The sequence below is a fragment of the Variovorax sp. GW821-FHT10D07 genome (assembly GCF_059415325.1).
In genome coordinates, this window is sequence record NZ_JBWKMZ010000001.1 from 585,977 (window position 1) to 609,884 (window position 23,908).

A 23,908-nucleotide genomic window follows, 5' to 3' on the forward strand; every position below is an offset into this window, starting at 1 on the left:
AATTCTGCACATTATAGAGATTCCGCCTCAGCGCCCAGCAAACCCATCCGTCGCCCGCAGCAGGCGATCGAGGATCCCGGGCTCCGAATACGCATGCCCCGCCCCCTCGATCAGGTGGAACTCCGCTTCGGGCCAGGCCTTGTGCAGGGCCCAGGCGTAGCGCGCGGGGCAGGGCATGTCGTAGCGGCCGTGCACGATCACGCCCGGGATGCCGTGCAGCCGGTGCGCGTCGCGCAGCAGCTGGCCGTCCTCGAGCCAGGCGTCGTGCACGAAGTAGTGGTTCTCCAGCCGCGCGAAGGCCAGCGCGAAATGGTCGTCGGCATGCGAGGCCGCGAGCGCGGGGCTCGGCAGCAGCGTGATGGTCTGGCCCTCCCAGACGCTCCAGGCGCGCGCGGCCTCGATCTGGGCCACCGGGTCGTCGCCGGTCAGCCGCTTGCGGTAGGCCGCGATCATGTCGCCGCGCTCGGCCTCGGGGATCGGGGCCTGGAACTGCTCCCACCGGTCGGGGAACATCTCCGACACGCCGAACTGGTAGTACCAGTCGAGCTCGGCGCGCGTGACGGTGTAGATGCCGCGCAGCACCAGCTCGCTGACGCGCTCGGGGTGCTTCTGCGCGTAGGCCAGAGCGAGGGTCGAACCCCACGAACCGCCGAACACCAGCCAGCGCTCGGCGCCCACCAGCGCGCGCAGGCGCTCGATGTCGGCCACCAGGTGCCAGGTGGTGTTGGCCTCGAGGCCCGCATGCGGCTCCGACAGGCCGCAGCCGCGCTGGTCGAACAGCAACAGGTCGTAGCGCGCGGGATCGAACAGCCGCCGGTGCTCGGGCGAGATGCCGCCGCCGGGGCCGCCGTGCAGGAACACCGCGGGCTTGGCGCCGGGCGTGCCCACGCGCTCGTAGCGGATGCGGTGGCCGTCGCCCACGTCGAGCATGCCGCTCTCGTAGGGTTCGATCGGGGGATAGGGCTGGCGCAGGGTGTCGGTCATTCGATGCTTCCTTCGGGGTTCATGCAAAGCCGCGCGCGAGCGCGCGTTCCACGTCGGCCACCAGCGCGAGCAGCGCTGGCGAGAGTTCGCGCACCACGCTCGCGAGCGATTCGCTGCTGGAGACGCTGAGGTTGAGCACATAGCCCGAGGCGCCCGGCGCTTCGTCGGGCTGCGCGGCGGGCAGGCGGATCGGCGCGGCGAGCGCCACCACCTCGGGCTGCCAGGCGGCGGCGCAGAAGCCGCGCGCGTTCACGCTGGCGATGGCGGCCTCGATCTGCTCGCGCAGGGCAGGCCACTGCTCGCGTCGGCGCTGCTTGAACAGCGCATAGAGCGCCTTGCGCCGCGGCTCGCCGGCCGTGGCCAGCCAGGCGCGCCCGAGCGAGGTGAGCTCCATCGGCACGCGCTGGCCCGAGACCACGTTGCGCAGCGACACGCGGCGGTTGTAGCGGATCGACTCGAGGTAGACCATCTCGTCGCGGTCTGGCGCGGCCAGGCCGACGTTGATGCGGCGCGACTCGGCCAGCGCGCGCATCTTCGGCGCGGCCAGCGACAGCACGCTGGAGCCCGAGCGCATCGCATGCGCGAGGCTCAGCACCGCGGGCGCCAGCCGGTAGGCGCGCTGGCCCGCATCGACCTGCAGCATGCCCGCGCCCACCAGCGTCTGCGTGAGTCGGCTCACGGTGGAACGCGACAGGCCGGTGCGGTCGGCGAGTTCGGCATTGCCCAGCAGCTCGGAGCCCGGACGGAAGGCACGCAGGATCTCCACGCCGCGTTCCAGCGAACGGTTGGCTGGCGAGATGCCGGGCTTCTGCTCGAGCGAGGGGGTCATGCGGCTCATGCGGGCTCCATGTGGTCTCCATCCCGGCCTGGGTTTCGATTCCATTGCTTGGAATTGGGGGAGTGTATGCGCAGGCCCTCGTGCCTATGCTTTTCCCCTATGGCGCGGCGAGCTTTTTCCGTTCGCGCCGAGAAGGAGACAGCATGCAATTTCGAATCGACGAGCGCGCGCGGCGCGTGCTCATGAGCCTGGCAACCGGCCTGGTCTTCGCCATGGCGATGGGCAACGCGGCCGCGCAGGCCTTTCCCACGAAGCAACCGATCCGCCTCGTCGTGCCGTTCGCGGCCGGCGGCGGCACCGACGTGATCGCGCGCGTGCTTGGCGCGGGCATCGGCGCCGAACTGAAGCAGTCAGTGATCGTCGAGAACAAGCCCGGCGCCGGCACCATCATCGGCAGCGAGTACGTCGCCAAGAGCGCGCCCGATGGCTACACGCTGCTGATGGCGACCTTCGCGCACGCGGTCAATCCCAGCCTGCAGCCCAGGCTGCCCTACGACCAGGCCAAGGCCTTCGCACCATTGAGCCTGGTCGGCCGCTCGCCCAATGTGCTGGTGGTGCGCAGCGACCGCGCCTTCCGCTCGGTGGCCGACCTGCTCGCGTTCGCGAAGGCGCATCCGGGCAAGCTCAGCTACGGCTCGTTCGGCAACGGCACCTCGGCGCACCTCGCGGGCGAGCTCTTCAAGCGGCTCGCGCAGGTCGACCTCACGCACGTGCCGTACCGCGGCTCGGCGCCGGCGCTGACCGACCTGCTCGGCGGCCAGATCGACCTGATGTTCACCACCGCCGCGAGCGTGGCGCCCTATATCGCGAGCGGCAAGCTGCGCGCGCTGGCCGTGACCTCGCCGCAGCGCTCGCCGGCCATGGCCCCGGTGCCCACGGTGGCCGAGAGCGGCGTGCCCGGCTACGTGGCCGAGAGCTGGTACGGGCTCTATGCGCCGGCCGGCACGCCCACCGAGGTGGTGGCGCGGCTCAATGCCGCGATCCGCAAGGCGGCGCGCAGCGAGACCTTCAGCAAGCGCATCGCCGACGAGGGCATCGTGGTGATCGCCTCGCCGCCCGAGGAACTGACGCGCTATGTCGCCGCCGAGCAGGCCCGCTGGGGCCAGCTGGTGCGCGAGGCGCATATCCAGCTCGACTGAGCGAGCCTTCCCTGTTTTTCCATCCCCTTGCCGACATGACCACTCCCACCTCTTCCATCCAGCTTCGCACCGAGGACGGCGTCGCCATCCTCACGCTCGACCGACCCGAGGTGCGCAACGCCGTCGACGACGCCATGCGCGGCGAACTCATGGCCGCGCTCGAGCGCGTGAACCGCGACGACAGCGTGCGCGCGCTGGTGCTCACCGGCGCGGGCAAGGCCTTCTGCGCGGGCGGCGACATCCGCGCGATGCAGCAGCGCATGCAGGCACCGGCCGGCGAGATCGCCTACAACGGCTGGGCGCGGCAGCAGCGCACCCACCATGCGCTGAGCGCGCTGCACGACCTGCCCAAGCCCACCATCGCCGCGGTGAACGGCGCCTCCACCGGCCTGGGCACCGACCTCGCGATGGCCTGCGACTTCGTGATCGCCTCCGAGCCGCATGCCAGCTTCGCCTGGAACTACGTGCTGCGCGGTCTGATTCCCGATGGCGGCGGCATGTACTTCCTGCCGCGCCGCGTGGGCCTGGCGCGCGCCAAGGCGCTGATCTTCACGGGCCGCACCGTGCGCGCCAGCGAGGCGATCGAACTCGGCATCGCCGACCGCCTGAGCACGCCCGAGGCGCTGCTGGCCGACGCGACGGGCTGGGCGCGCGAACTCGGCGCGGGCTCGCGCACCGCGGTCGCGCTGGCCAAGGGCATCCTGAACCAGAGTTTCGAGCTGCAGGCCGAACAGGTCTTCGGCCTCGGCAGCCAGGCGCAGGCGATCTGCTACACCTCGAACGAGCACCGCGCTTCGGTCGAAGCCTTCCTCGCGAAGTCGGCGGCCAAGGAGGGCGCGCGATGAGCGATGCCATCTTCCGCTTGATCCGCCCGCGCAGCGTGGCGGTGATCGGCGCCTCGGCCGATCTCGCGAAGACCTCGGGCCGGCCCGTCGCCTATCTGCAGAAGCATGGCTTCGCGGGCGCGATCTATCCGGTGAACCCGAAGGCCGAGACCATCGCGGGCCTGCGCTGCTATCCCGACATCGGCGCGCTGCCCGAGGCGCCCGACGTCGCGATCGTGCTGCTGGGGGCCGAGCGCGCGCAGGCCGCGGTGCACGAACTCGCGGCGCGCGGCTGCGCCGCGGCGATCGTGCTCGCGAGCGGCTATGCCGAGACCGGCGCGCAGGGGCAGCAGCGCCAGCGCGATCTGCTCGAGGCGGCCGGCGGCATGCGACTGCTCGGGCCCAACACCATCGGGCTGGTGAACCTCACGGACGGCATCACGCTGTCGGCCAGCGGCGCGCTCGAGGCCGACGACCTGGTGGCCGGCGGCATCGCCGTGGTGTCGCAGAGCGGCGGCATCCTGGGCTCGCTGCTCTCGCGCGGCGCGGCGCGCGGCATCGGCTTCTCGAAGCTGGTCTCGACCAGCAACGAGGCCGACCTCGACCTCGCCGATTTCGTCGACCACCTGGCCGAGGACGAGGCCACGCGCGTGATCGCGCTCTACATGGAGGGCGTGCGCGACGTCGCGAAGTTCCGCGCCGCCGCCGCCAAGGCGCGGCGCGCGGGCAAGCCGCTGGTGGTGTTCAAGATCGGCCGTTCCGAATCGGGCGCGCAGGCCGCGGCCTCGCACACCGGTGCGCTGGCCGGTGCCGACCGCATGTACGACGCGCTGTTCCGCGAGGTGGGTGCGATCCGCGCGCGCGACTTCTCCGACCTGCTCGACCTGCCGGCTGCGCTGGCCACGGGCCGCCGCCTCGGCGGGCGCCGCGTGGCCATCCTCACCTCGACCGGCGGTGCCGGCACGCTGGTGGCCGACAGCCTCGGCGTCGCCGGCTTCGAGGCGCCGCCGCCCGACGCGGCCACCGCCGAGGTCCTGCGCACGCTGCAGGCCGACGGCCCCTCGGTGCTCGACCGCAATCCCATCGACGTGACCCTGGCCGGCCTGCAGCCGCAACTGCTGCGCCGCGCGCTCGGCGCGCTGCTCGACAGCCCGGGCTACGACGCGGTGGTGGTCATCGTCGGCTCCTCGGCGCTGGCCATGCCGGACCTCGTCGCCGATGCGATCCGCGACTGCCTGCCGGGCACGAGCAAGCCGGTGCTGGCCTACGTGAGCCCGCATGCGCCGGCCGTGGCCGCGCTGCTCAACGGTCGCGGCGTGCCGGCTTTCAGCGCGCCCGAGAGCTGCACCGTGGCGCTGCAGGGCATGCTGATGCAAGGCGGCGCGGCGCCGGTGAACACCGCGTCGACCGGCGCCATCGTCGACCTCGCGGGCCTGCCCGCGCAGGGCTCGTTCGACGAGGCCGAGGCCAAGGCGTTGTTCGCGCGCTTCGGCGTGCCGGGCGTGCGCGAGGTCGCGGTGTGCGATGCGCGGCAGGCGGCCGAGGCCGCGCCTGCATTGGGCGAGAAGGTGGTGCTCAAGATCCTCTCGCGCCGCATCACCCACAAGACCGAGGTCGGCGGCGTGGCCGTGGCCGTGCCCGCATCGCAGGTGGCCGCGCGCGTGGCGCGCATGCACGACGACGTGGCGACCGCCACCGGCCAGGCGCCCGAGGGCTATCTGGTGCAGGAGATGGTCACGGGCGGCACCGAGATGATCCTCGGCCTGCACCGCGATGCGCTCGGCACCGCGCTGCTGATCGGCATGGGCGGCGTGACCGCCGAGCTCGTCGGCGACACCGTGCTGCGCATGGTGCCGCCGGGCGGTGCGCTGGCGCGCGAGGAGGCCGCCGCGATGCTGCGCGAGCTGAAGACCTGGCCGCTGCTCGACGGCTACCGTGGCCGGGCGCCGGCCGATGTCGAGGCACTGGTCGACGCGATCGTCGCGTTCTCGCGCATGGCGGGGCAACTGGGCGCGCGGCTCGAGACGGCCGAGATCAATCCGCTGTTCGTGCTCGCGAAGGGGCAGGGGGTGAAGGCGGCGGATGGGGTGGTGGTGCTGGCGGGGGGCTGACGAGCGTTCGATCAGCAGGCCTGCGCTATCCTCGAACGACCATGACCGAACTGCGCATCACCACCGACAAAGCGGCGATCGACGTCGCCCTGGTTCACCGCTTCCTCAGCGAGAGCTCGACCTGGGGCCGAGGCGTTCCGCTGGCCACCATGCAGCGCTCGATCGAGCACTCTCTGTGCTTCAGCGGCTTCATCGGTGCCGACCAGGTGGCCTTCGCCCGCGTGATCTCCGACCACGCGACCTTCGCGAACCTGGTCGACGTGTTCGTGCTGCCCGAGCATCGGGGGAGGGGTACAGCAAGGCGCTCATGCAGGCGGTGATGGGCTTTCCCGCGCTGCAGGGGCTGCGTCGCTTCACGCTGGCGACGGGCGATGCGCACGGGCTTTACGAGCGGTTCGGGTTCACGGCGCCGTTGAGGCCGCAGTCGTTGATGGAGCGGTATTTCCCGAATCTCTACACCTCACGGGATTGAGGTTGACGGCTGCTCGAAGCAGCCGATTTCGAAACTCTCAACACGGTTGAGAGAGATTTCCTGGCGTTCGTGCCTTCGTGCCCGCGGCCTCAACCCGATCCAGGGCGGCGCGAGGTAATCGGGGCGCGCGGGAAAAAACAAGGAGGAGCGTGATCGGAAGACCGACCCCACTCCTTCCGGCCCGGCAACGCTCAAGCTGCCTTCAAGGCATCCTGCCCGTACGTCCCCGCCGCCCGCACATCCGCCGGATCGAAGCTCGCCCCCGCCCCCTGCTGTTCACGCTGCGTCGCGAGCCGCGCGCCTTCCTGCGCGGCCATGTCGAACAGGCGATTGGGGTCGTGCCGGCGCAGTTGCAGCGCGGCCGCTTCCAGCCCCGCGGCAATCTCGATCTCGCGCTGGCCCGAAGCCATGCCGTCGAGCAGCAGGCCGGCCGCGACCTGGGGCTCCATGCCCTGGTCAATGTTCGCGTCGGAACGGCCGCGCGCGCTGCCGTCGGCGCCGAGCGCATTGATCGACACCGCAGTGCGCACCGATCCCGGCAGCGCGACGCTCACGCGGATGCCGTAGGCCTGCTCGACCTCGGCGCGCAGGGCATCGAAGTAGCCCTGCACCGCATGCTTGGCACCGCTGTAGCCGGTGCGCAGCGGTGCGCCGACCTTGCCGGCCACCGAGCCGATCACGGCGATGTGGCCGCTGCGGCGCTCGGCCATGCGTGGCAGCACGAGCTGGGTGAGGGCGACGGGTGCGAGGTAGTCGACCTCGATCAGCCGGCGATAGACGGCGAGGTCGGTGTCGATGGCGAGGCTGCGCTGGGCGATGCCGGCGTTGTTGATCAGCACGTCGATCTGGCCCTGCCAGCCGGCGGCGCGCTCGACGATGGCCGGCAGGGCGTCGTAGTCGGTGGCCTCGAAGGGCAGTACCAGCACGCGCTCGGGGGCGCGCGCCGCGAGGGCGGCCAGCGGCTCGGGGCGGCGGCCGGAGGCTATCACGCGCGCGCCGCGCTCGAGCAGCGCGAGTGCGAGGGCCTCGCCGATGCCGGAGGAAGCGCCGGTCACCCATGCGGTCTTGTTCTCGAAGTACATCTGAAAGCTTTCCTTGACGTGGAGCGGAGTGGGATCCCGCGGCGCGTGTCGGTGTGTTGGATTCGGATGTTCTGCTCCGACGAGGCCGCGGGCGTGGCGTGCGCCTCGGTCATTGTGGGGGCACCGCACGGGCCTGACCATCGGCCAATGGGGGTAATGCAAGAGTGTGCAGTGGCCTCGCGAGGAGTGGTCGAAGGTGGTCGGTGGGCGCGGGCCTTCGGCGCCCCTGGGCGCCAGCGCGGCCCGCTACTTGCCCTTGGCCGGCGCGGTGGCGACGGGCGCGCCCTGCGTCGCGGGCGCGGGCTTGTCCCGCTCGCTGCTCACCCACGTCAGTGCGTAGACGACCAGCACGACGGCGACCGCGGCGATCGCGCTCCACATCACGATGCCGGGCTTCTGGTGGTTCTGTCCCTGGCTGGTTCCGGTCGGCATGGTGTCCCTCTCTGTCTGTAGTACCGCGGTGCGGGGAACTCCAAGTTAACAGGCCACACGGGCGCGGCTGTCGGACGCGCGCCAGTGCGCGACGTCAGCCAACCGGACAGCCTGTGTCGCCGCAGCCTTCGCCCGCGGCCGTTTCTTCTTCGCGAACCGCATCGGCGATCAACGGCGCGGCGACGTCCTCGGCCGCGAGCTGGCCGATGGCCGCGCCCAGCGACATGTCGTCGAGCAGGCCGAAGTGGCTCAGCCGCAGCCGCCCCTGCCTGTCGATCAGCACCACGCTCGGCGTGCCCTGGAACTGGTAGACGCGCATGGTCTGCGGAATGCTGCTGTCGGGCGAGGGCCGGTCGATGCCGATCGGAAACACGTAGCGGTACTCGCGCACGAAGGCCTCGAGCGCCGCGGGCGTCATGACCTCGTGGTGCTCGAACACCGAGTGCAGCCCGATCACCGCGACGTCCTTCGCGGCGAACAGCTGCCGGGTCTTCTTCGCCTGCGGCAGGCCGTGCGTGGCGCAGGCCGGGCACAGCATCTGGAAGGCATGCAGCACCACGACCTTGCCGCGCAGCGATTCGAGCGTGACGGGGACCTCGGTGTTGAGCCAGCGCTCGACCTGCAGTTCGGGCGCCGAGGGATGGATTCTCGACATGGGTGATTGGCTCCAGTGCAATGGCAAGGCCCCGGCGCCGCCGCTCAGGCGGCCGCGCGCAGCTTCACGCCCGGGAAGTCGACGGGCACGTCGAAGGCGACATTCACATAGTTCGTGAACAGGTTCAAGGCCACGTGCGCGAGGAGCTCGACGATCTGCCGGTCGTCGAAGCCCGCGTCGCGCAGCGCCTGCACCTCGGCGGCGTCGATCTGGCCGCGCTGCTCGACCACCGCGAGCGCGAAGCGCAGCGCGGCGGCGGTCTGCGGATCGGCGGACTCGCCGTGCTGCGCGGCGGTCATCTCGGCCGACGAGGCGCCGGCCTTGCGGCCCAGCGCCGTGTGCGCGGCCAGGCAGTAGTGGCAGGCATTGCGGTCGGCGATCGCCACCGCGATCTTCTCGCCGAGCTGCGCGGGAATCACGCCGCCGCCGAGTGCGCCGAACGATCCCCACAGGCTCTGGAGCGCGGCCGGCGAGTTGGCGACGGCGCGGAACATGTTGGGCGTGGCACCGAAGGCGTCATGGATCTGTGTGAGCAGGGCCTGGGCGTCGCCGGTGGCTTGGGCGGGGGAGACGAGGGGGATGCGGGACATGGTGCTTTCCTTCAGGGGTTGTGTCGGTGAAGGAAGTTTGCTGCCGGTCCTCGTATGATTCGGATCGTTTTATCCATCAAACATATCTTTTCGTCCGAATGGCCGCACCACCTCCCATCGACAGGCTGTCCTCGCTGCTCGAGCGCTTCCGCGTGCGCGCGCACCTGTTCCACAACGGCCCGCTGTGCGGCACCACCAGCTTCGCGGCCGAGCCGGGGCGCGGCTTCCTGCATGTGCTGCGCCGTGGCGAGATGGTGGTCACGCATGCCGCGCGCAGTGGCGCGCCGCGCAAGCTGGTCGTGAAGGAACCAAGCCTGCTGTTCTATCCGCGCCCGCTGTCCCACCACTTCCACAATGCGCCCGTCGAAGGCTCGGACTTCGTCTGCGCGACGCTGGACTTCGATGGCGGCGAGACCCATCCGCTGGCGCGCGCGCTGCCGCCGCTGATCCGCCTGCCGCTGCGCGAGGTCGAGGGGCTCGAGCAGTCGCTCGCGCTGCTGTTCTCCGAGACCACGCGCGTGCAGTGCGGCCACCGGCTGCTGGCCGACCGCCTGTTCGAGGTGGTGCTGATCCAGCTGCTGCGCTGGCTGCTCGATCATCCGGAGCACAGCGAACTGCCGCCGGGCCTGCTGACGGGGCTCGGCGATCCCCGGCTCGCGCGCGTGCTGGTCGGCTTGCACGAACGGCCCGGCGAGCCCTGGCCGCTCGAGCAGATGGCGCGCGAGGCGGGCCTGTCGCGCAGCGCCTTCGCGCAGCGCTTTCGCGAGGTGGTGGGCACCACGCCCGCCGACTACCTCGCGCTCTGGCGGCTCAGCATCGCGCAGGCGCAACTGCGTTGCGGTGCCTCGGTGAAGACCATTGCCGACGAGCTCGGCTATGCCAATGCCTCGGCGCTGTCGCGCGTGTTCGCGCAGAAGCTGGGCGTGTCGCCGCGCGAGTGGCTGGCCGCACGGCGCGAAGGCTCCTGACGCGTCGCCGGTCCAGGGCCGGCCGAGGGGCCGCGGGTGCGATCAGATGCTGGATCTGGCCTTCACGCGCTTCGCCGCAGCGCGCAGCAGCACGCGCGAATAGAGCTTGTGGAAGCCCGTCAGCGCATCGATCGTCCAGCCGAGGCCGCCCTGCGCGCGCGGCAGGACGGCCGAGCCGAAGAACAGCGTGGTCTGCGGCGCCGCACCGTCCGCTCGTGGTGCCACCATGAGCCAGCTGCGCGTGCGCCCGGTCGCCAGCACGATCTGGTCGGCCGCGCGCGCCTCGACGCGCCAGGCCGAGAAGGTGTCGACATGGCCCGCGGCCAGCGCGGCCGCATCGGCATCGTTCGCGCGCCGCCCGAGCACGACGCCGAGCAGCCAGCGCTCGGGCCTGAAGGCCGGCGAGGTGTAGAAGGCCTCGACGTAGGCGGCCAGCGGCACGCGGCCGTCGACGGCGAGCGCGTGGCAGTCGGTGTAGGCCCCCGTGCCCTCGTAGCGGGCGAGCAGGGCATGCGCGGGCAGGGCGCGGATCTCGATCGGGTTCATGGGGCGGCGGCGGTCGCACGAGGATGCGTGCCCGTGCATTGTGCGGTGCCGTGTCCCGCGCCCGGCGTCAATCGACCCGGACCTTGGCCGCCTTCACGATCTGGTCGTACTTCGCGAGGTCGGCGCGGATCTGCTGGCCGAACTCCGCGGGCGTGTTGCCCAGCGCCGAGATGCCGAGCGATGCGAGCCGCTCGCGCACCTCGGGCGACTGCACCACCGCATGCAGCTCGCGCTGCAGTCGCTCGACGATGGGTTGCGGCGTCTTCGCGGGCGCGAGGATGCCGATCCACGAGCTCGACTCGAAGCCCGGCACGCCCGATTCGGCGACCGTGGGCACCTCGGGCAGCGAGGCCAGCCGCTGCGCGCTCGACACGGCGATCGGCCGGATCTGGCTCTTCTGCACGAAGGGATAGGCACCGGCCACCGCGGTGTAGAGCATCGGCAGCGAGCCGCCGACGAGGTCGGTCATCGACTGGCCGCCGCCCTTGTAGGGCACGTGCACGAAGTTCGCGCCGGTACGGGCCTTGAGCAGCTCGCCGGCCAGGTGCGGCGTGCTGCCGGTGCCCGCGCTGCCGTAGGACACGCCGCCCGGGTTGGTCTTCGAATAGGCCACCAGCTCGGACAGCGTCTTCGCGGGCACCGACGGGTGCACGACGATGATCAGCACCGCGTCGCCGATCTTGCTGACCGGCACGAAGTCCTTGAGGGTGTCGAACGGCACCTTGGCATAGACATGCGGATTGATGACCAGCGTGCCGTCGAAGCCCAGCAGCAGCGTGTAGCCGTCGGGCGCCGCGCTGGCCACCATCTGCGTGCCGATGTTGCCCGAGGCGCCGGGCCGGTTGTCGACCACCACGCTCTGGCCCAGGCGCGCGCCGAGCTTGTCGGCCACCACGCGCGCGCCGGTATCGGTCACGCCGCCGGGCGTGAAGGGCACGATCAGGCGGATCGGCTTGTTCGGGTAGTCCTGCTGCGCGTTCGCGGCGCCCATGGCCAGCGCGAGCGGCAGCGCGGCCGCGAGCAGGCGCGCCAGTGTGTTCTTCCAGGCATTCATCGCTTGTCTCCTTCGTTCGTTCTTGGTTGTCGTTCAGCGCTTCAGGCCCTGCTTCGCGAGCCACTGGTCGACGCGCTCGGCAATCGCATCGGAGTTGCGGTCCATCATGAGCATGTGCGAATTGCCGCGCCAGCCGAGCTCGGGCAGCAGCAGTCGGTCGCCGGTGCCGCCGGCCGTGATCAGCCGCTGGCGGAAGTTCTCCTGCTGCGCCGTGATACGGGCCCAGAACGGATAGCGCTCGAGGTTGTCGCCCCACACCCACAGCATGGGCACGCCCTTGAGGCGCGCGAAGTCGGTGGTCTCGGGATTCGGCGAGCCCGAGGTCTCGACGGCGACGATGGCCTTGACCTTGTCGGGGTACCTGAGCGCCGAATTGAAGGCGAAGTTGCCGCCCTGGCTGTGGACCACGATCACGCAGGGGCAGGCCTTCTGCACATAGGCGTCGTAGGCCGCCTGCGTGGCCGCGTCGTTGGTGCTCCAGCGCGGTATCGACTGCTTCGCGAACTGGTCGAAGCTGGCCACCGGGAACTGCGTGCCCGGCAGCGCGCGGCGCTTCGCGGGATCGGTGTCGTAGGAGCCGGTCTCGCCGATGCGGAACAGCTCCCAGCCTTCCTTCTTCGGCCGGAAGAAGGGTTCGCTCTTGAAGATCTCGGGATAGCGCGCCCACGAGGCGCGGCCGCGTTCGACCGCGTCGCTCACGTACACGTCCCAGCCGGCGCGCAGGAAGTGGTTCTCCCAGCCCGGCTGGCCGTCGGGCTTGGTCTCCCAGGTCACGCCCGAGAGGCCGCCGCCGTGCCACAGCAGCAGCGGATAGCGGCCCTTCGGGTTCGCCAGGCGCGTGTAGCGCGCATAGAGCCCCTCGACCTCGAAGTCGCCGTTGGGGTCGAACTTCAGCGGCGGCGCGCCGGGCGTGAACACCAGCTCCTTCTCGGGCAGGCCCGAGAGCGTGACGGCGCGTCCGCCCACGTGGTAGCTGCCGACGTCGGCCACCTGCAGCGCGCCCGTCGAGCAGCCGGCCAGGGCCGCGGCCGCGATGCCGAGCAGCGCGAGCTTCCATGCATTTCTCATCTCTTGTCTCCGTTGTTGTCGGTGTGAAGGAGCGCGCTATCGCGCCCAGCGTTTCTCGAAGTCCCAGACCTCCTCGAAGCCGATGCGCCGGCAGAACTCGTTGAAGTCGAACAGATCGTCGCCCGGTGCCAGGCTGCCGCCGCTCGCCTTCAGGTGGCGCAGCGCGCGCTCCATCGCGGCCGCGGCCACGAGGCTGGTCATCGACGGGTAGATGGCGAGCGAGAAGCCGATCTCCTGCAGCGCCTGCGCGCCCAGCATCGGCGTCTTCCCGCCATCGGACATGTTGGCCATCATCGGCAGCTCGAAGGCTTCGCAGGCGCGGCGCATCTCGTCCTCGGACTGTGGCGCCTCGAAGAACAGGATGTCGGCGCCCGCGCGCGCATAGGCATCGAGCCGGCGCAGCGCCTCGTCCACGCCGAGCTCGGCGCGCGCATCGGTGCGCGCGATGATCAGGAAGTTCTTCTTATCCTCGCGCGCCTCGGCGGCCACGCGGATCTTGTCGACCATGTCCTGCACCGGCACGCAGCGCTTGAACGGCGTGTGGCCGCACTTCTTCGGAAACTCCTGGTCCTCGAGCTGGATGGCCGTGACGCCGGCCGCCTCGTAGCCGCGCACCGTGTGGTGCACGTTGAGCAGGCCGCCGTAGCCGGTGTCGGCATCGGCGATGACGGCCGCGCCCCCGCTGCTGCGTACCAGCGTCGCCATGCGGTCGAGCATCTGCGTGTAGGTGGCGATGCCCGCGTCGGGCAGCCCGAGGCTCGAGGCCGTGAGCCAGAAGCCCGAGCCGTAGACGATGTCGAAGCCGACCTTGGCCGCCATGGTGGCGGCGATCATGTCCTGCAGGCCGGGGATGACGATGAACTCGCGGCGCTCGAGCTTCTCGCGCAGAAGGGGGCTGGCCATCGTCACTCGGCCCGGATGCCGCCGCGTTGCGCGACCAGCGTCCACTTCTTCGTCTCGGCCGCGAGGAAGCTGCGGAACTCGGCCGGCGGCGTGAGCGTGATGTGCGCGCCCTGGTCCTCCATCTGCTTGAGCACGGCCGGGTCGGCCGCCACCTTCTTCAGGTCCTGGTTGATCTGCGCCACGATGGGCGCGGGCAGGCCGGCCGGGCCGAACAGGCCGTACCAGCTCAGCGACTCCACGCCGTCGAGTCCGGCCTCCTTGAAGGTCATCGCATCGGGGAACAGCGCCATGCGCTGGGTGTCGGCCACGCCGACCACGCGCAGCGCGCCCGAGCGCACATGGGGCAGGGCAGTCAGCACGCTGGTCACGCCCATCGGCAGGTGGCCGCCGATGATGTCGACCATGATCGGCGCGCCGCCCTTGTAGGGCACGCCGGTCGATTGCAGCTTGCCGGCCTGGCGGATCATCTCGCCGGTCAGCCGGGTCTGGCCCTCGGAATAGCCCACGCCCAGCGGCTCCTTGCGCGCTGCCTCGATCACGTCGCGCAGCGTCTTGTAGGGGCCGTTGGCCTGCACCACCAGCACCGAGGGCGAGTTCGCGATGTTGGTGATCGGCGTGAAGGCCTTGTCGGTGTCGTAGGGCAGGCTCTTCATCAGCACCGGGTTGACCGCGTGCGAACCCACCACCAGCAGCAGCGTGTGGCCGTCGGCCGGCGCGCGCGCGACGAAGTTCGAGCCGATCACGCCGTTGGCGCCGGTGCGGTTGTCCACCACCACCGACTGGCCCCACAGGTCCGACAGGCGCTGCGCCATCAGCCGGCCCACGATGTCGGTGCCGCCGCCCGCGGAGTAGGGCACGACCAGCGTGACGGGCTTGGTCGGGAACTTGGCGGCCGGTGCCTGCGCCCAGGCACCGGTCGCGGCCAGGGCCGCCAGCGCGGCGAGCGCCGTGCGGCGGGTGGGATGCGCGGTGAAGGGAGTCGATGGGTTCGTCATGTCTTGGCTGTCTCCGGGGATGTGTTGTTGGATGAATTCGTCTTCTCGCGCTGGCGCCGCAGCCAGGCGATCGCGCGGCCGCCCAGCGGTCGCTGCAGCCGTTCCTGCGCGAAGTCGATCGCCTCGAGCAGGCCGTCGAGCGAAATGCCGGTCGCGAAACCGCTGCGCTCGGCCATCAGCACCAGGTCTTCGGTGGCGAGGTTGCCGGCCGCGCCCGGCGCGAACGGGCAGCCGCCGATGCCGCCCACGCTGGCGTCGAAGCGGCGGATGCCGGCCTCGAGCGCGGCCCAGGCATTGGCGACCGCCATGCCGCGCGTGTCGTGCAGGTGGATCGCGAGCCGCTCGGGCGCGATCGCTTCGGCGAGCACGCGCATGCGCTGCTTCACCATGCCCGGCGAGGCCGAGCCGATGGTGTCGGCGATCACGATCTCGCCGGCACCCGCGGCCTGCATGCGCCGCGCGAGGCGCAGCACCTCGGCCAGCGGCGTCTCGCCCTCGAACGGGCAGTCGAAGGCCACGGCCACGTAGGCGCGCGTGCGCAGGCCCAGCGCTTGCGCCGCGGCCAGCGTGCGTTCGCCGACCTCGGTGGCCTGCTCCAGGCCCATGTTGATGTTGCGCTGGTTCATGGTCTCGGTGGCCGAGAGCACGACCGCGATCTCGGCCGCGCCGGCGGCATGCGCGCGCTCCAGCCCCTTGAGGTTGGGCACCAGCACCGAGCAGCGCAGCTCGGGCAGCGCCACGTGCACCAGCGGCAGCAGCTCGGCCGCGTCGGCCATCTGCGGCACGGCCTTGGGCGACACGAAGCTGGTGGCCTCGACGCTGCGCACGCCGGCGGCCGCGAGCAGTTGCACCAGGCGCAGCTTGTCGTTGGCGCCAAGGTGCACCGGCTGGTTCTGCAGGCCGTCGCGCGGCGCGACGTCGGTGATGTGGATGGCTTCCATCGGCATCTTCAGGCGATAGTGCCGGCCTGGCGCAGCGCGTCCAGCTTCGCGTCGGAATAGCCGACCCAGTCGCCGAGCACGCGGCGCGTGTGCTCGCCGAGCGACGGCGGGCTGCCGTAGGCCTGGGGCGCGGCGGCCGAGAGCTTGATCGGGTTGCCCGGCATGCGCACGGTCTCGCCGGTGTGCAGCGGCACCTCGACCACCATGTCGCGCGCGAGCACCTGCGTGTCGCTCAGCGCCTGCGCGAAGTCGTTGACCGGTCCGCATGGAATGCGCGCCTCGCGCAGCCGTTCGAGCCAATGGGCGGTCGGCTGCTTGCGCAACTCGTCGGCGATCAGCGCGTCGATCTCGGCCTTGGCCGCGAAGCGCACCGGCTGCTGCCGGTAGGCCGGGTCGCGCAACGCCGGCAGGTCGATGAACTCGACGAAGCGCTCGAAGAAGGGATCGCCGATGCAGGCGATGATGATGTGGCCGTCGGCCGTGGGATAGCTGTTGTAGGGCACGTGCACGAAGTGGCCGTTGCCGATGCCCGCGGGCACGTGGCCCGACATCAGGTGCATGGTCGCCATGTAGTTGAGCAGCGAGATCTGCGCGTCGAGCATCGAGATGTCGACGTGCTGCCCGCGCCCGGTGCGCTCGCGCTCGGCCAGCGCCGCCAGCACGCCCATCGCGCCGAACAGGCCGCCGCCGAGGTCGCCGATCGGGATGCCGCTGCGCGTGGGGCCGCTCTCGGGCGTGCCGGTGATCGACATGCCGCCGCCCATCGCCTGCACCACCTGGTCGAAGGCCGGACGCTGCGTCTCGGGGCCGGTCTGGCCGAAGCCCGTGACCGAGCAGGTCACGATGCGCGGGTTGACCTGCGACAGCGATTCGAAGTCGATGCCCAGGCGCTGCGTGACGCCGACGCTGAAGTTGTCGAACACCACGTCGGCCCGGCGCACCAGGTCGAGGAACACGGCCTTGCCCTCGGGGCTCTTGAGGTCCACGCAGACGCTCTCCTTGTTGCGGTTCAGCGTGAGGTAGTAGGCGCCCATGCCGCCGCGCGCGTAGTCGGGATCGTTCTCCAGCAGGCGCCGGGTGCCTTCGCCGCTGCCGGGCGGCTCGACCTTGATGGTGCGCGCGCCGAGGTCGGCCAGCAGCATGGTGCCGTAGGGGCCCGACAGCATGTGCGTCAGGTCGAGCACCGTGATGTGTTCGAGTGCCAAGTCGTGTGTCTCCTGAAAGACCTTCGTGTTGCACGGCATGTGCCAGCGCGTTGGCCTGGAGGCAAGTCGTTGATGTGAAAGGAGATTTCTCAAGAGGCTCGGGTTTTCACTGTGTCTTGTGCGACATCAATGAAGCGCTTGGCATGTTTCAATGCAACGCATGATGGAACGTCCGCTCCCCTCCGACCCGGCCTCGCCCGCGCGCCGCGGCCTGCCGCGCCTGTGCTTCCTGAGCTACCGCCAGATCCGCGAATTCGCGCTGCCCGTGGTGGCCGAGTACGTCGGCCGCGCCGAGATCGAGGTGGTCGACGGCACCTTCGGCGATGCGCTCGCGATCGCGCGCGACCGCCTCGAGCGCGGCCTGGTCGATGCCTTCGTCAGCGCGGGCTCGAACGCGAGCATCCTGCGCGCCGGCCTCGAGGCGCCGGTGGCGACGATCCAGCTCGGCGGCTTCGACCTGATGCAGGCGCTGATCAAGGCGCGGCGCATCGCCAAGCGCGTGGGCGTGGTGATGTACGGCCAGACCATTCCCGAGCTCGACGAGGTCAAGGACCTGCTCAACATCGAGGTCAGCCAGTACGCCTACCGCACGCCCGACGACGCGCGCCAGCGCTTCGAGTCATTGCGCCGCGAGGGCTTCGACGTGATCGTGGGTTCGAGCCTCGTGGTCGAGCTGGCGCAGCAGGCGGGGCTGCACGGCCTGCTGGCCTATTCGCTCGCGAGCATCCGCAAGGGCTTCGAGGACGCGATGGAACTCGCGCGCGTGGCGCGGCTCGAGGCCGGACGCTACGAGCAGCTCAACGGCGTGCTGCACAACCTGCAGGAGGCGGTGCTCGCGGTCGACCGCGACAACCGCATCATCGCGGTCAACCCGCCGATGCAGCTGCTGCTGGGCCATGCGCCCGCGCGGCTGCTGGGCCGCTCGCTCGGGGTGATGCAGCCCGAGCTGTCCCTGCGGGCCACGCTCGACCAGGGCCTGGAGGAACGTGCCCTGGTGCAGCGTTTCGCGCAGCGCGACTGGGTGGTGAACCGCACGCCGATTCGCGAGCACGGCGAGATCGTCGGCGCCGCGCTCACGCTCTACGACGCGCGCGCGATCCAGGAAGCCGACACCAGCCTGCGCATGCAGCACGGCCGCCGCCAGAGCGCGGCGCGGCACCGCTTCGCGAGCCTGGTGGGCCACAGCCCGGCGTTCGCGCGCGCCGTGCAGACCGCGCAGCGCTTCGCGCGCAACGACCTCACGGTGCTGATCGCGGGCGAGAGCGGCGTGGGCAAGGAGCTTTTCGCGCAGTCGATCCACAACGAGAGCACGCGCGCGGGCCGCCCCTTCGTGGCGGTGAACTGCGCGGCCTTTCCCGAGGCGCTGCTCGAGAGCGAGCTGTTCGGCTACGAGGAGGGCGCGTTCACCGGTTCGCGCCGCGGCGGCAAGCGCGGCCTGTTCGAGACCGCGCACACCGGCACCCTGTTCCTCGACGAGATCGGCGACATGCCGCTGCACCTGCAGACGCGCCTCCTGCGCGTGCTGCAGGAGCGCGAGATCACTCGCCTGGGCGCGACCGCGCCGATCCCCGTCGACGTGCGCGTGATCGCCGCCACGCATCAGCCGCTGCAGCAGATGATCGCCGAGCGGCGTTTTCGCCAGGACCTCTACTACCGCATCAACACGCTGCGCCTGGTGCTGCCGTCGCTGCGAGAACGTCGCGAGGACGTCGCGCTGCTGGCCCAGGTGCTGGTGGAGCGCTGCCTGCAGCGGCAGGGCCATGGCGTGCTCGATGCGCGGCGTGCGCTGGCGCCGCTGATGCCGCGCCTGCTGGCCTACGGCTGGCCCGGCAACGTGCGCGAACTCGAGAACGTGGGCGAGCGCATCGCCGTGTTCCTCATGCAGTTCGAGCGCATCGAGGAGATTCGCTGGGAGGAGCTGCGGCACGAGTGCCCGGAGCTGTTCGCGGACGAGAGCGCCGCGCCGGTCGAGGTGAGCGGTGTGCCCGCGAAGTCGCAATGGCGCGAACTGCTGGCCGCGAACGGCGGCAACCGGCAGCAGACCGCGCGGCAGCTGGGCGTGAGCCGGTCGACCTTGTGGCGGTGGGTGCGGGAGATGGAGAATGCCGAGGCGACATGACACCAGGGAGATCGGGGCAAAAGTTTACCGTCTGCCGTTAAACGGTATACGATTCACCGATGCCGATCCAGTCGTTTTCTTGCCCCGATACCGAAGCGCTCTTCACGACCGGCAAGAGCGCCAAGTTCGCGAACATCAGGGATGTCGCGGCGCGCAAGTTGACGCAACTGGACTCCGCGCCGTCATTGACCTTCATGAAGATGCCGCCCGGCAATGACCTGAAGTTCTACGACGATGCATGGCACATCAGGATCAATCAGCAGTGGCGGTTGATCTTCAAATGGGGTCCAGCGGGGCCCCACGACGTCAGGATCGACGACCCGCACTGATCAGACCAGCCTGGGCTGGCTGATTGTTCTTACGCAATGGAGTGCGACATGAAGAATGGAATGCGCCCGGTCCATCCGGGTGAAGTCCTTCGCGAGGACTACCTGAAGCCGCTCGGCATGACGGCGAACGCGTTGGCGAAGGCGCTGCACGTGCCCGCTTCGCGCATCAACGACATCGTGCTCGAGCGTCGCGGCATCACGCCGGACACGGCCCTGCGCCTGGTGCGCTATTTCGGCGGTGAAGAGGCTGATGCCCAGGGCTGGATCACCATGCAGGCGACCTACGACTTCAAGATCGTCGCCAAGGCAGTAGGCAAGGCGATCTCCAAGGAGGTCTCGCCGCGGGCTGCGGACGACGACCGCCTGGCGCTCACCTCGTAGGAGCGCACTGGCGGTCGGAGGCACGAGGGCCGCGGGCCCTCGGTCCCGTCGACTTACTTGTTCGGCGCCGCCGCAGGCCCCGCCGGCAGCGCCGCGATGCCGTCCGCCTTCACATAGGTCAGCGTCGTCACATAGCTCACGCTGTCGAACTTCTCGGGCCCGTTGGCACCGGGCCGCTCGCCGGCCACGGCGTCGCTGACGCTGACCTCGGCCACGTACGTGCCCTGCCACGGCAGGTCGAACTTCACCAGGCCCTGTTCATCGGTGTGGCCTTCCTTGGCCCAGCCCGATTGCGTGACCAGCGCGACCTTGGTCTTGGCCTTGGGCTGGCCCTTGAAGAACAGCTTGAACTCGCCGGCATGGCCCGCGGGCACGATGTCGAGCACCAGCTTTGGCTGCAGCGGCGCGAAGCCGGTGACCAGGCGCGCGGCCGGGTGGTAGCGGCCGACGGTCTGCTTGTCGCCCTGCTTGCGGTTGAACAGCGGATAGCCCGCGTCCTCGGCCACGATGCTCTCGCCGGCCGCGGCGCCGAAGGGCAACGCGAAGCCGCTGGCGGTCTTCTGCGCGTCGACGCTCTGCTCGCCCTTGGCCGACACCAGGGTAGCGGTGGGCTTGCCGAACTTGTCGAGCAGGCCCGGCGAGACCTCGCGCAGGTTCTCGCCGAATTCGCCGAAGCGCACGACGGCGGTCTTCTCGCCGGCCGGCTGCTCGATCCAGATCTGGTGCGCCTGCGCGGCACCCGCGAAGCCCAGCAGGGCGAAGGCGGCGGTGGCGATGGCGGTGATGCGGTTCATGCGTAAAGCTCCTTGGTTCAGGTTCAGAAATCGACGGTGGCCGACAGCATCAGCGTGCGCGGCGCGCCCACGGTGACGTAGGTGCTGGTCACCCAGTAGTTCTTGTCGAACACGTTCTCGAGGTTGGCGCGGAAGGTCACGGGCTTGCCGCCCATCTTCGTGGCGTAGCGCGCGCCGATGTCGAGTCGCGTCCAGCCCGGCACGCGCAGGACGTTGGCGGCGTCGGCATACACGGAAGACGTGTGGATCACGCGGCCGTTCAGGCTCAGGCCCGCCACCCACGGCGTGTCCCAGTCCAGGCCCAGGTTGAAGGTGCGGTCGGGCACGCCGGCCGCGTCCTTGCCCTGGTTGGTGCCGCCCGCGGTGCGCGTGAGCTTGGCGTCGTTGAAGGCCGCGCTGGCCATCACGCGCAGGCCCTGCTGGAGCTCGCCGTAGGCCGTGAGCTCGAGGCCGCGGTTGCGCTGCTCGCCGCCGAAGCTGTAGACCAGCGTGGCCGGGTCGGTGAGGGCATTGGGCCGCGTGATCTGGTAGACGGCGGCCTGCGTCGTGAGGCGGCCCCAGTCGACCTTCACGCCGGCTTCGTACTGCTTCGACTTCTGCGGCCCGAAGGTCTCGCCGACGTTGGCGGTGCCCGGGCCGGCCGTGCCGCCGCGCGTGAGGCCGGCCGTGTAGTTGGCATACACCGAGACGTTCTGCACCGGCTTGAACACCAGGCCCACCAGCGGCGAGGTCGCGCTGGCCTTGTAGCGGCTGGTCGACGCGCCCGAGGCCTGCGAGAAGTTCTCCTGCTCGATGGTCTGGTCGCGCAGGCCCAGTGTCGCGAGGAAGCGGCCGTCGGCGAAGGACAGGGTGTCGGCCAGCACCACGCTCGACTGCTTGAGCTCGGCCGACTTCACCGCGGGCGTGCGCGGCGTGGTCACCAGCGGCAGCGCAGAGGGAAAGTACAGGCTCGACGGATTCGTGGTGCGCGAGGTTGCATAGAAGAAGCCCGACTCCTGGTCGAGCAGGTTCACGCCCAGCGCCACCGTGTGGCCCACGCTGCCGGTCTTGAACTTCGTGCGCACGCCGGCGTCGGCCGCGGTGGTCTTGCTGTAGAAGTCGTAGTAGGCGTTCGAGACGTTGAAGTTGCCCAGCGAATTGGGCCGCCCGCTCGGGAACACCTGCTGGTAGTCGAGGTCGGTGTAGCCCACGCTGCCGTAGACCATGGTGCTGTCGCTGATGTCGTACTCGACGCGCGAGATGGCGGTCTTGACGTTGTCGCTCAGCTCGGTGCCCGGGTAGAAGTTCAGGCGTGCCGACGGCGGTTCGGGAATGCGCGTGATGCCGGCCGCGAAGCTGGTCTGCGGGCGAAACTCGCGCGTCTCGCCCTTGCTCGCGAAGGCGTCGAGCGACCAGCGCAGGCGCGTGCCGAGGTAGTCGAGGCCCAGCGAGCCGAGACCGAGCTTCTGCTTGCCGTTGTCGATGTTGCCTTCGCCGTTGCGGAACACGCCGTTGACGCGCACGCCCCACTGGTTCTCGTCGCCGAAGCGGCGGCCCACGTCGAGGTGCGTGCCGAGCTGGCCCTTGCTCATGTAGGTGGTGGTCAGGCGCGTGAGCGGCGCGTCGGCCGCGCGCTTGGTCACCACGTTGATGCTGCCGCCCACGCTGCCGCTGGGGCCGACGCCGTTGGCCAGCGTGCCCGGGCCCTTGAGCACCTCGACGCGCTCGATCATCTCGAGCGGCACGCGCGTGGTGGGCGTGAGGCCGAACAGGCCGTTGAGGCCGATGTCGGCATTGGGCACGGTAAAGCCGCGGATCTGGAATTCATCGCCGAAGCCGCCGCGCGAGGTCAGCGGGCGCACCGAGGCGTCGTTCATCACCACGTCGGCCACGCTCAGCGCCTGCTGGTTCTGGATCAGCTCGGCCGTGTAGTTGGTGGTGCTGAAGGGCACGTTCATCAGGTCGGTGATGCCCAGGATGCCGAGGCTGCCGCCGCGCGCGAACTGGCCGCCGGCATAGGTCTTCTGCAGGCCGCCGATGGCTTCGGCTTCGCCCGAGACGACGACTTCGCCAAGCTGGCCCTGCGCGGGCGCGGTGGCGGTCTGGGCCGCGGCGCTCGCGGCCGCGAAGGCCAGGCAGGCGGCCAGGCAATGGCGCGCCAGCGGGCGGAGGGAGGAGGGCGGAAGGGAAGAAGCGGTGCGGGACGAGGAAGCGGCGGACGAGGGCATCGGTCAGGAATCGGCGAGAAAAGGCAGGCACCGGCGAGCCGGTGCGGGGGCGGGGCGAGGTCGGAATCGGGACGGCACGACGCTGGTGGGCCAGCGTGGCCGGGCTCTGGCGAGCTTGTTATGAATGAAAACTATTCTCATCATAGGTTGAGGTCGCTGCAAACCTTCCTATGCCTTTTGACCTTTGTGGACAAATGTGTCCTCAAGACCACAGCCGCCCGCGGCCCGCCGCCGCGGCGCGAAGCCTCGCGCGGCGACGCGCCGATACTGTGGGCCGATGCCTCCCATCCCCGTGCCTCCGCCGCTCCCGTTGCTTCGCCGACGCAGTTGCCTGATGCTGGCCGCGGCCGCGCTGCTGAGCGCCTGCACCGCGCCGCCGCCGAGGTTCCAGGGTAGCTTCCTGCAGCCCTGGAAGAGCCACGAATCGCTCTCCATCGACGAATGGCGGCGCAGGCTGCGCATCACGCGCGCGCTGGGCTGCGACGAGATCGTGTTGCAGTGGAGCGCCCTGTACGGCGGCGCGTTCGACTGGGCGCCGCCCGACAGCCTGCTCGCCATGCTGTTCGAGGAGGCCGCGCGCGAGGGCATGGGCATCCGCATGGGCCTGCCCTACGACGAAGGCTGGTGGAAGGCCATGGGGTCGAAGGACCCGGCGGTGTTGCCGTCCTTGCTGGCCACCGCGCGCGATCGCTGCCTGCCGTTCATGGAATCGGCCCGCTGGCCGAAGCTGCCGGGCTTTCGCGGCTGGTACCTACCTTACGAGATCGACCAGTACAACTGGGCGACGGCCGAGCGGCGGCAGCAACTGGTGGACTGGCTCGACGGCATCGCAACGGTCGCCCGCCGCACGGGCGGCCAGCCGCTCGCGGTGTCGACCTTCTTCAGCCGGCTGCCGACCGAGGGCTCGCTCGCGGAACTCTGGTCGCAGATCCTCGACCGCGTGTCGCTGCGTCCGATGCTGCAGGACGGCGTGGGCGTGGGCGGCATGGACAACCTCGCGGGGCTCGAGCCGCTGCGCGCGCTGCTGCAGCGGCGTGGCGTGGCCTTCGATCTGGTGGTCGAGCTGTTCGAGCAGTTGCCCGTCGCGCCGGGTGGCGAGGAGGGCTTCAAGGCGCGTGCCGCGACGCCCGAGCGCGTGCGACGGCAGATGGAGATCGCGCGCGGTTATGGCGCCGAGCGCGTGATCGCGTTCGCGATCGATCCGTGGGTGGTGGGCGATACACCCGAGGCGAAGCGGCTGCGCGAGGACTGGGGCGTTGCGCCCTGACCCG

The 23,908-nt window shown here is 70.3% G+C and carries 25 protein-coding genes; 10 read left to right on the forward strand and 15 right to left on the reverse strand.

What is annotated here, in order from left to right; translation table 11 throughout:
- Window positions 1–27 precede the first annotated feature (27 nt).
- Both pip and AC07PU_RS02725 read right to left on the reverse strand, forming a co-directional pair.
- Complete coding sequence (gene pip, locus AC07PU_RS02720) at window positions 28–984, reverse strand: prolyl aminopeptidase (protein WP_495315015.1); 957 nt, start codon at window positions 982–984, stop codon at window positions 28–30.
- Window positions 985–1,003: 19 nt separating this feature from the next.
- Window positions 1,004–1,822, reverse strand: coding sequence for an IclR family transcriptional regulator (locus tag AC07PU_RS02725; RefSeq protein ID WP_495315017.1), 819 nt, complete (start codon window positions 1,820–1,822; stop codon window positions 1,004–1,006).
- Window positions 1,823–1,965: 143 nt separating this feature from the next.
- Between AC07PU_RS02725 and AC07PU_RS02730 the strand changes: the two genes are divergently transcribed.
- From AC07PU_RS02730 to AC07PU_RS02750, 5 genes are read left to right on the forward strand one after another with little or no spacing between them, the layout of a single operon-like run.
- Entirely contained in the window at window positions 1,966–2,961 is a 996-nt protein-coding gene (locus AC07PU_RS02730) for a Bug family tripartite tricarboxylate transporter substrate binding protein (RefSeq protein ID WP_495315019.1), read from the forward strand.
- Window positions 2,962–2,996: 35 nt separating this feature from the next.
- Window positions 2,997–3,806, forward strand: a complete 810-nt coding sequence (locus tag AC07PU_RS02735; protein ID WP_495315021.1) for an enoyl-CoA hydratase/isomerase family protein — start codon at window positions 2,997–2,999, stop codon at window positions 3,804–3,806.
- Window positions 3,803–5,896: an acetate--CoA ligase family protein gene (locus AC07PU_RS02740; protein WP_495315023.1), complete on the forward strand. Its 2,094-nt coding sequence runs from the start codon at window positions 3,803–3,805 to the stop codon at window positions 5,894–5,896. The genes AC07PU_RS02735 and AC07PU_RS02740 overlap by 4 nt, the downstream gene beginning before the upstream one ends.
- Before the next feature lie 41 nt (window positions 5,897–5,937).
- Complete coding sequence (locus AC07PU_RS02745) at window positions 5,938–6,216, forward strand: GNAT family N-acetyltransferase (protein ID WP_495315025.1); 279 nt, start codon at window positions 5,938–5,940, stop codon at window positions 6,214–6,216.
- Complete coding sequence (locus AC07PU_RS02750; protein ID WP_495315027.1) at window positions 6,204–6,368, forward strand: hypothetical protein; 165 nt, start codon at window positions 6,204–6,206, stop codon at window positions 6,366–6,368. Before AC07PU_RS02745 ends, AC07PU_RS02750 begins: the two co-directional genes overlap by 13 nt.
- Before the next feature lie 191 nt (window positions 6,369–6,559).
- Here AC07PU_RS02750 and AC07PU_RS02755 read toward each other — a convergent pair whose 3' ends face one another.
- The 4 genes from AC07PU_RS02755 to AC07PU_RS02770 form a co-directional block, all read right to left on the reverse strand.
- Entirely contained in the window at window positions 6,560–7,450 is an 891-nt protein-coding gene (locus AC07PU_RS02755) for an SDR family NAD(P)-dependent oxidoreductase (protein ID WP_495315029.1), read from the reverse strand.
- A 246-nt stretch (window positions 7,451–7,696) separates the two neighbouring features.
- Window positions 7,697–7,882 (reverse strand): hypothetical protein, encoded by a 186-nt coding sequence (locus AC07PU_RS02760; RefSeq protein WP_495315031.1) that lies wholly within the window; start codon window positions 7,880–7,882, stop codon window positions 7,697–7,699.
- A 94-nt stretch (window positions 7,883–7,976) separates the two neighbouring features.
- On the reverse strand, window positions 7,977–8,537 hold the full coding sequence (locus tag AC07PU_RS02765) for a peroxiredoxin family protein (protein ID WP_495315033.1): 561 nt from the start codon (window positions 8,535–8,537) through the stop codon (window positions 7,977–7,979).
- Between the two features lie 44 nt (window positions 8,538–8,581).
- The gene (locus AC07PU_RS02770) at window positions 8,582–9,127 is read right to left on the reverse strand and encodes a carboxymuconolactone decarboxylase family protein (protein ID WP_495315035.1); all 546 of its coding nucleotides are present in this window, start codon (window positions 9,125–9,127) and stop codon (window positions 8,582–8,584) included.
- Between the two features lie 98 nt (window positions 9,128–9,225).
- On the opposite strand from AC07PU_RS02770, the gene AC07PU_RS02775 reads away from it, so the two are divergent.
- Complete coding sequence (locus tag AC07PU_RS02775) at window positions 9,226–10,095, forward strand: AraC family transcriptional regulator (RefSeq protein WP_495315037.1); 870 nt, start codon at window positions 9,226–9,228, stop codon at window positions 10,093–10,095.
- A 42-nt stretch (window positions 10,096–10,137) separates the two neighbouring features.
- On the opposite strand, the gene AC07PU_RS02780 is transcribed toward AC07PU_RS02775, so the two are convergent.
- The 7 genes from AC07PU_RS02780 to AC07PU_RS02810 form a co-directional block, all read right to left on the reverse strand.
- Window positions 10,138–10,641, reverse strand: a complete 504-nt coding sequence (locus AC07PU_RS02780) for a hypothetical protein (RefSeq protein WP_495315039.1) — start codon at window positions 10,639–10,641, stop codon at window positions 10,138–10,140.
- 67 nt (window positions 10,642–10,708) lie between these two features.
- Complete coding sequence (locus AC07PU_RS02785; protein ID WP_495315041.1) at window positions 10,709–11,695, reverse strand: Bug family tripartite tricarboxylate transporter substrate binding protein; 987 nt, start codon at window positions 11,693–11,695, stop codon at window positions 10,709–10,711.
- A gap of 33 nt (window positions 11,696–11,728) precedes the next feature.
- Complete coding sequence (locus AC07PU_RS02790) at window positions 11,729–12,763, reverse strand: alpha/beta hydrolase (protein ID WP_495315043.1); 1,035 nt, start codon at window positions 12,761–12,763, stop codon at window positions 11,729–11,731.
- Between the two features lie 36 nt (window positions 12,764–12,799).
- Window positions 12,800–13,666, reverse strand: coding sequence for an isocitrate lyase/PEP mutase family protein (locus tag AC07PU_RS02795; RefSeq protein WP_495315045.1), 867 nt, complete (start codon window positions 13,664–13,666; stop codon window positions 12,800–12,802).
- Between the two features lie 2 nt (window positions 13,667–13,668).
- Window positions 13,669–14,661, reverse strand: a complete 993-nt coding sequence (locus AC07PU_RS02800; protein ID WP_495315047.1) for a tripartite tricarboxylate transporter substrate binding protein — start codon at window positions 14,659–14,661, stop codon at window positions 13,669–13,671.
- The gene (locus tag AC07PU_RS02805; protein ID WP_495315049.1) at window positions 14,658–15,602 is read right to left on the reverse strand and encodes a hydroxymethylglutaryl-CoA lyase; all 945 of its coding nucleotides are present in this window, start codon (window positions 15,600–15,602) and stop codon (window positions 14,658–14,660) included. The genes AC07PU_RS02800 and AC07PU_RS02805 overlap by 4 nt, the downstream gene beginning before the upstream one ends.
- An 8-nt stretch (window positions 15,603–15,610) precedes the next feature.
- Window positions 15,611–16,807, reverse strand: a complete 1,197-nt coding sequence (locus AC07PU_RS02810; RefSeq protein ID WP_495315051.1) for a CaiB/BaiF CoA transferase family protein — start codon at window positions 16,805–16,807, stop codon at window positions 15,611–15,613.
- Window positions 16,808–16,970: 163 nt separating this feature from the next.
- Between AC07PU_RS02810 and prpR the strand changes: the two genes are divergently transcribed.
- Genes prpR through AC07PU_RS02825 form a run of 3 tightly spaced genes read left to right on the forward strand, consistent with a single transcriptional unit; the run spans window position 16,971 to window position 19,636 of the window.
- A complete protein-coding gene (prpR, locus tag AC07PU_RS02815; protein ID WP_495315053.1) occupies window positions 16,971–18,926 on the forward strand; it encodes a propionate catabolism operon regulatory protein PrpR in 1,956 nt (651 codons plus the stop codon).
- A gap of 59 nt (window positions 18,927–18,985) precedes the next feature.
- A complete protein-coding gene (locus tag AC07PU_RS02820; RefSeq protein ID WP_208510080.1) occupies window positions 18,986–19,255 on the forward strand; it encodes a type II toxin-antitoxin system RelE/ParE family toxin in 270 nt (89 codons plus the stop codon).
- Between the two features lie 48 nt (window positions 19,256–19,303).
- The gene (locus AC07PU_RS02825) at window positions 19,304–19,636 is read left to right on the forward strand and encodes a HigA family addiction module antitoxin (RefSeq protein ID WP_057592730.1); all 333 of its coding nucleotides are present in this window, start codon (window positions 19,304–19,306) and stop codon (window positions 19,634–19,636) included.
- 53 nt (window positions 19,637–19,689) lie between these two features.
- On the opposite strand, the gene AC07PU_RS02830 is transcribed toward AC07PU_RS02825, so the two are convergent.
- A complete protein-coding gene (locus AC07PU_RS02830) occupies window positions 19,690–20,430 on the reverse strand; it encodes a cobalt ABC transporter substrate-binding protein (protein ID WP_431514196.1) in 741 nt (246 codons plus the stop codon).
- A 23-nt stretch (window positions 20,431–20,453) separates the two neighbouring features.
- A complete protein-coding gene (locus AC07PU_RS02835; protein WP_495315057.1) occupies window positions 20,454–22,637 on the reverse strand; it encodes a TonB-dependent receptor in 2,184 nt (727 codons plus the stop codon).
- 334 nt (window positions 22,638–22,971) lie between these two features.
- Between AC07PU_RS02835 and AC07PU_RS02840 the strand changes: the two genes are divergently transcribed.
- Window positions 22,972–23,904 (forward strand): DUF4434 domain-containing protein, encoded by a 933-nt coding sequence (locus AC07PU_RS02840; RefSeq protein ID WP_495315059.1) that lies wholly within the window; start codon window positions 22,972–22,974, stop codon window positions 23,902–23,904.
- Window positions 23,905–23,908: the final 4 nt, after the last annotated feature.

Excerpts from the sequence above, each read along its gene's own strand:
- pip (WP_495315015.1), bottom strand. The coding sequence starts at position 984 with ATGACCGACACCCTGCGCCAGCCCTATCCCCCGATCGAACCCTACGAG.
- AC07PU_RS02725 (WP_495315017.1), bottom strand. The coding sequence starts at position 1,822 with ATGAGCCGCATGACCCCCTCGCTCGAGCAGAAGCCCGGCATCTCGCCA.
- AC07PU_RS02730 (WP_495315019.1), top strand. The coding sequence starts at position 1,966 with ATGCAATTTCGAATCGACGAGCGCGCGCGGCGCGTGCTCATGAGCCTG.
- AC07PU_RS02735 (WP_495315021.1), top strand. The coding sequence starts at position 2,997 with ATGACCACTCCCACCTCTTCCATCCAGCTTCGCACCGAGGACGGCGTC.
- AC07PU_RS02740 (WP_495315023.1), top strand. The coding sequence starts at position 3,803 with ATGAGCGATGCCATCTTCCGCTTGATCCGCCCGCGCAGCGTGGCGGTG.
- AC07PU_RS02745 (WP_495315025.1), top strand. The coding sequence starts at position 5,938 with ATGACCGAACTGCGCATCACCACCGACAAAGCGGCGATCGACGTCGCC.
- AC07PU_RS02750 (WP_495315027.1), top strand. The coding sequence starts at position 6,204 with ATGCAGGCGGTGATGGGCTTTCCCGCGCTGCAGGGGCTGCGTCGCTTC.
- AC07PU_RS02755 (WP_495315029.1), bottom strand. The coding sequence starts at position 7,450 with ATGTACTTCGAGAACAAGACCGCATGGGTGACCGGCGCTTCCTCCGGC.
- AC07PU_RS02760 (WP_495315031.1), bottom strand. The coding sequence starts at position 7,882 with ATGCCGACCGGAACCAGCCAGGGACAGAACCACCAGAAGCCCGGCATC.
- AC07PU_RS02765 (WP_495315033.1), bottom strand. The coding sequence starts at position 8,537 with ATGTCGAGAATCCATCCCTCGGCGCCCGAACTGCAGGTCGAGCGCTGG.
- AC07PU_RS02770 (WP_495315035.1), bottom strand. The coding sequence starts at position 9,127 with ATGTCCCGCATCCCCCTCGTCTCCCCCGCCCAAGCCACCGGCGACGCC.
- AC07PU_RS02775 (WP_495315037.1), top strand. The coding sequence starts at position 9,226 with ATGGCCGCACCACCTCCCATCGACAGGCTGTCCTCGCTGCTCGAGCGC.
- AC07PU_RS02780 (WP_495315039.1), bottom strand. The coding sequence starts at position 10,641 with ATGAACCCGATCGAGATCCGCGCCCTGCCCGCGCATGCCCTGCTCGCC.
- AC07PU_RS02785 (WP_495315041.1), bottom strand. The coding sequence starts at position 11,695 with ATGAATGCCTGGAAGAACACACTGGCGCGCCTGCTCGCGGCCGCGCTG.
- AC07PU_RS02790 (WP_495315043.1), bottom strand. The coding sequence starts at position 12,763 with ATGAGAAATGCATGGAAGCTCGCGCTGCTCGGCATCGCGGCCGCGGCC.
- AC07PU_RS02795 (WP_495315045.1), bottom strand. The coding sequence starts at position 13,666 with ATGGCCAGCCCCCTTCTGCGCGAGAAGCTCGAGCGCCGCGAGTTCATC.
- AC07PU_RS02800 (WP_495315047.1), bottom strand. The coding sequence starts at position 14,661 with ATGACGAACCCATCGACTCCCTTCACCGCGCATCCCACCCGCCGCACG.
- AC07PU_RS02805 (WP_495315049.1), bottom strand. The coding sequence starts at position 15,602 with ATGGAAGCCATCCACATCACCGACGTCGCGCCGCGCGACGGCCTGCAG.
- prpR (WP_495315053.1), top strand. The coding sequence starts at position 16,971 with ATGGAACGTCCGCTCCCCTCCGACCCGGCCTCGCCCGCGCGCCGCGGC.
- AC07PU_RS02820 (WP_208510080.1), top strand. The coding sequence starts at position 18,986 with ATGCCGATCCAGTCGTTTTCTTGCCCCGATACCGAAGCGCTCTTCACG.
- AC07PU_RS02825 (WP_057592730.1), top strand. The coding sequence starts at position 19,304 with ATGAAGAATGGAATGCGCCCGGTCCATCCGGGTGAAGTCCTTCGCGAG.
- AC07PU_RS02830 (WP_431514196.1), bottom strand. The coding sequence starts at position 20,430 with ATGAACCGCATCACCGCCATCGCCACCGCCGCCTTCGCCCTGCTGGGC.
- AC07PU_RS02835 (WP_495315057.1), bottom strand. The coding sequence starts at position 22,637 with ATGCCCTCGTCCGCCGCTTCCTCGTCCCGCACCGCTTCTTCCCTTCCG.
- AC07PU_RS02840 (WP_495315059.1), top strand. The coding sequence starts at position 22,972 with ATGCTGGCCGCGGCCGCGCTGCTGAGCGCCTGCACCGCGCCGCCGCCG.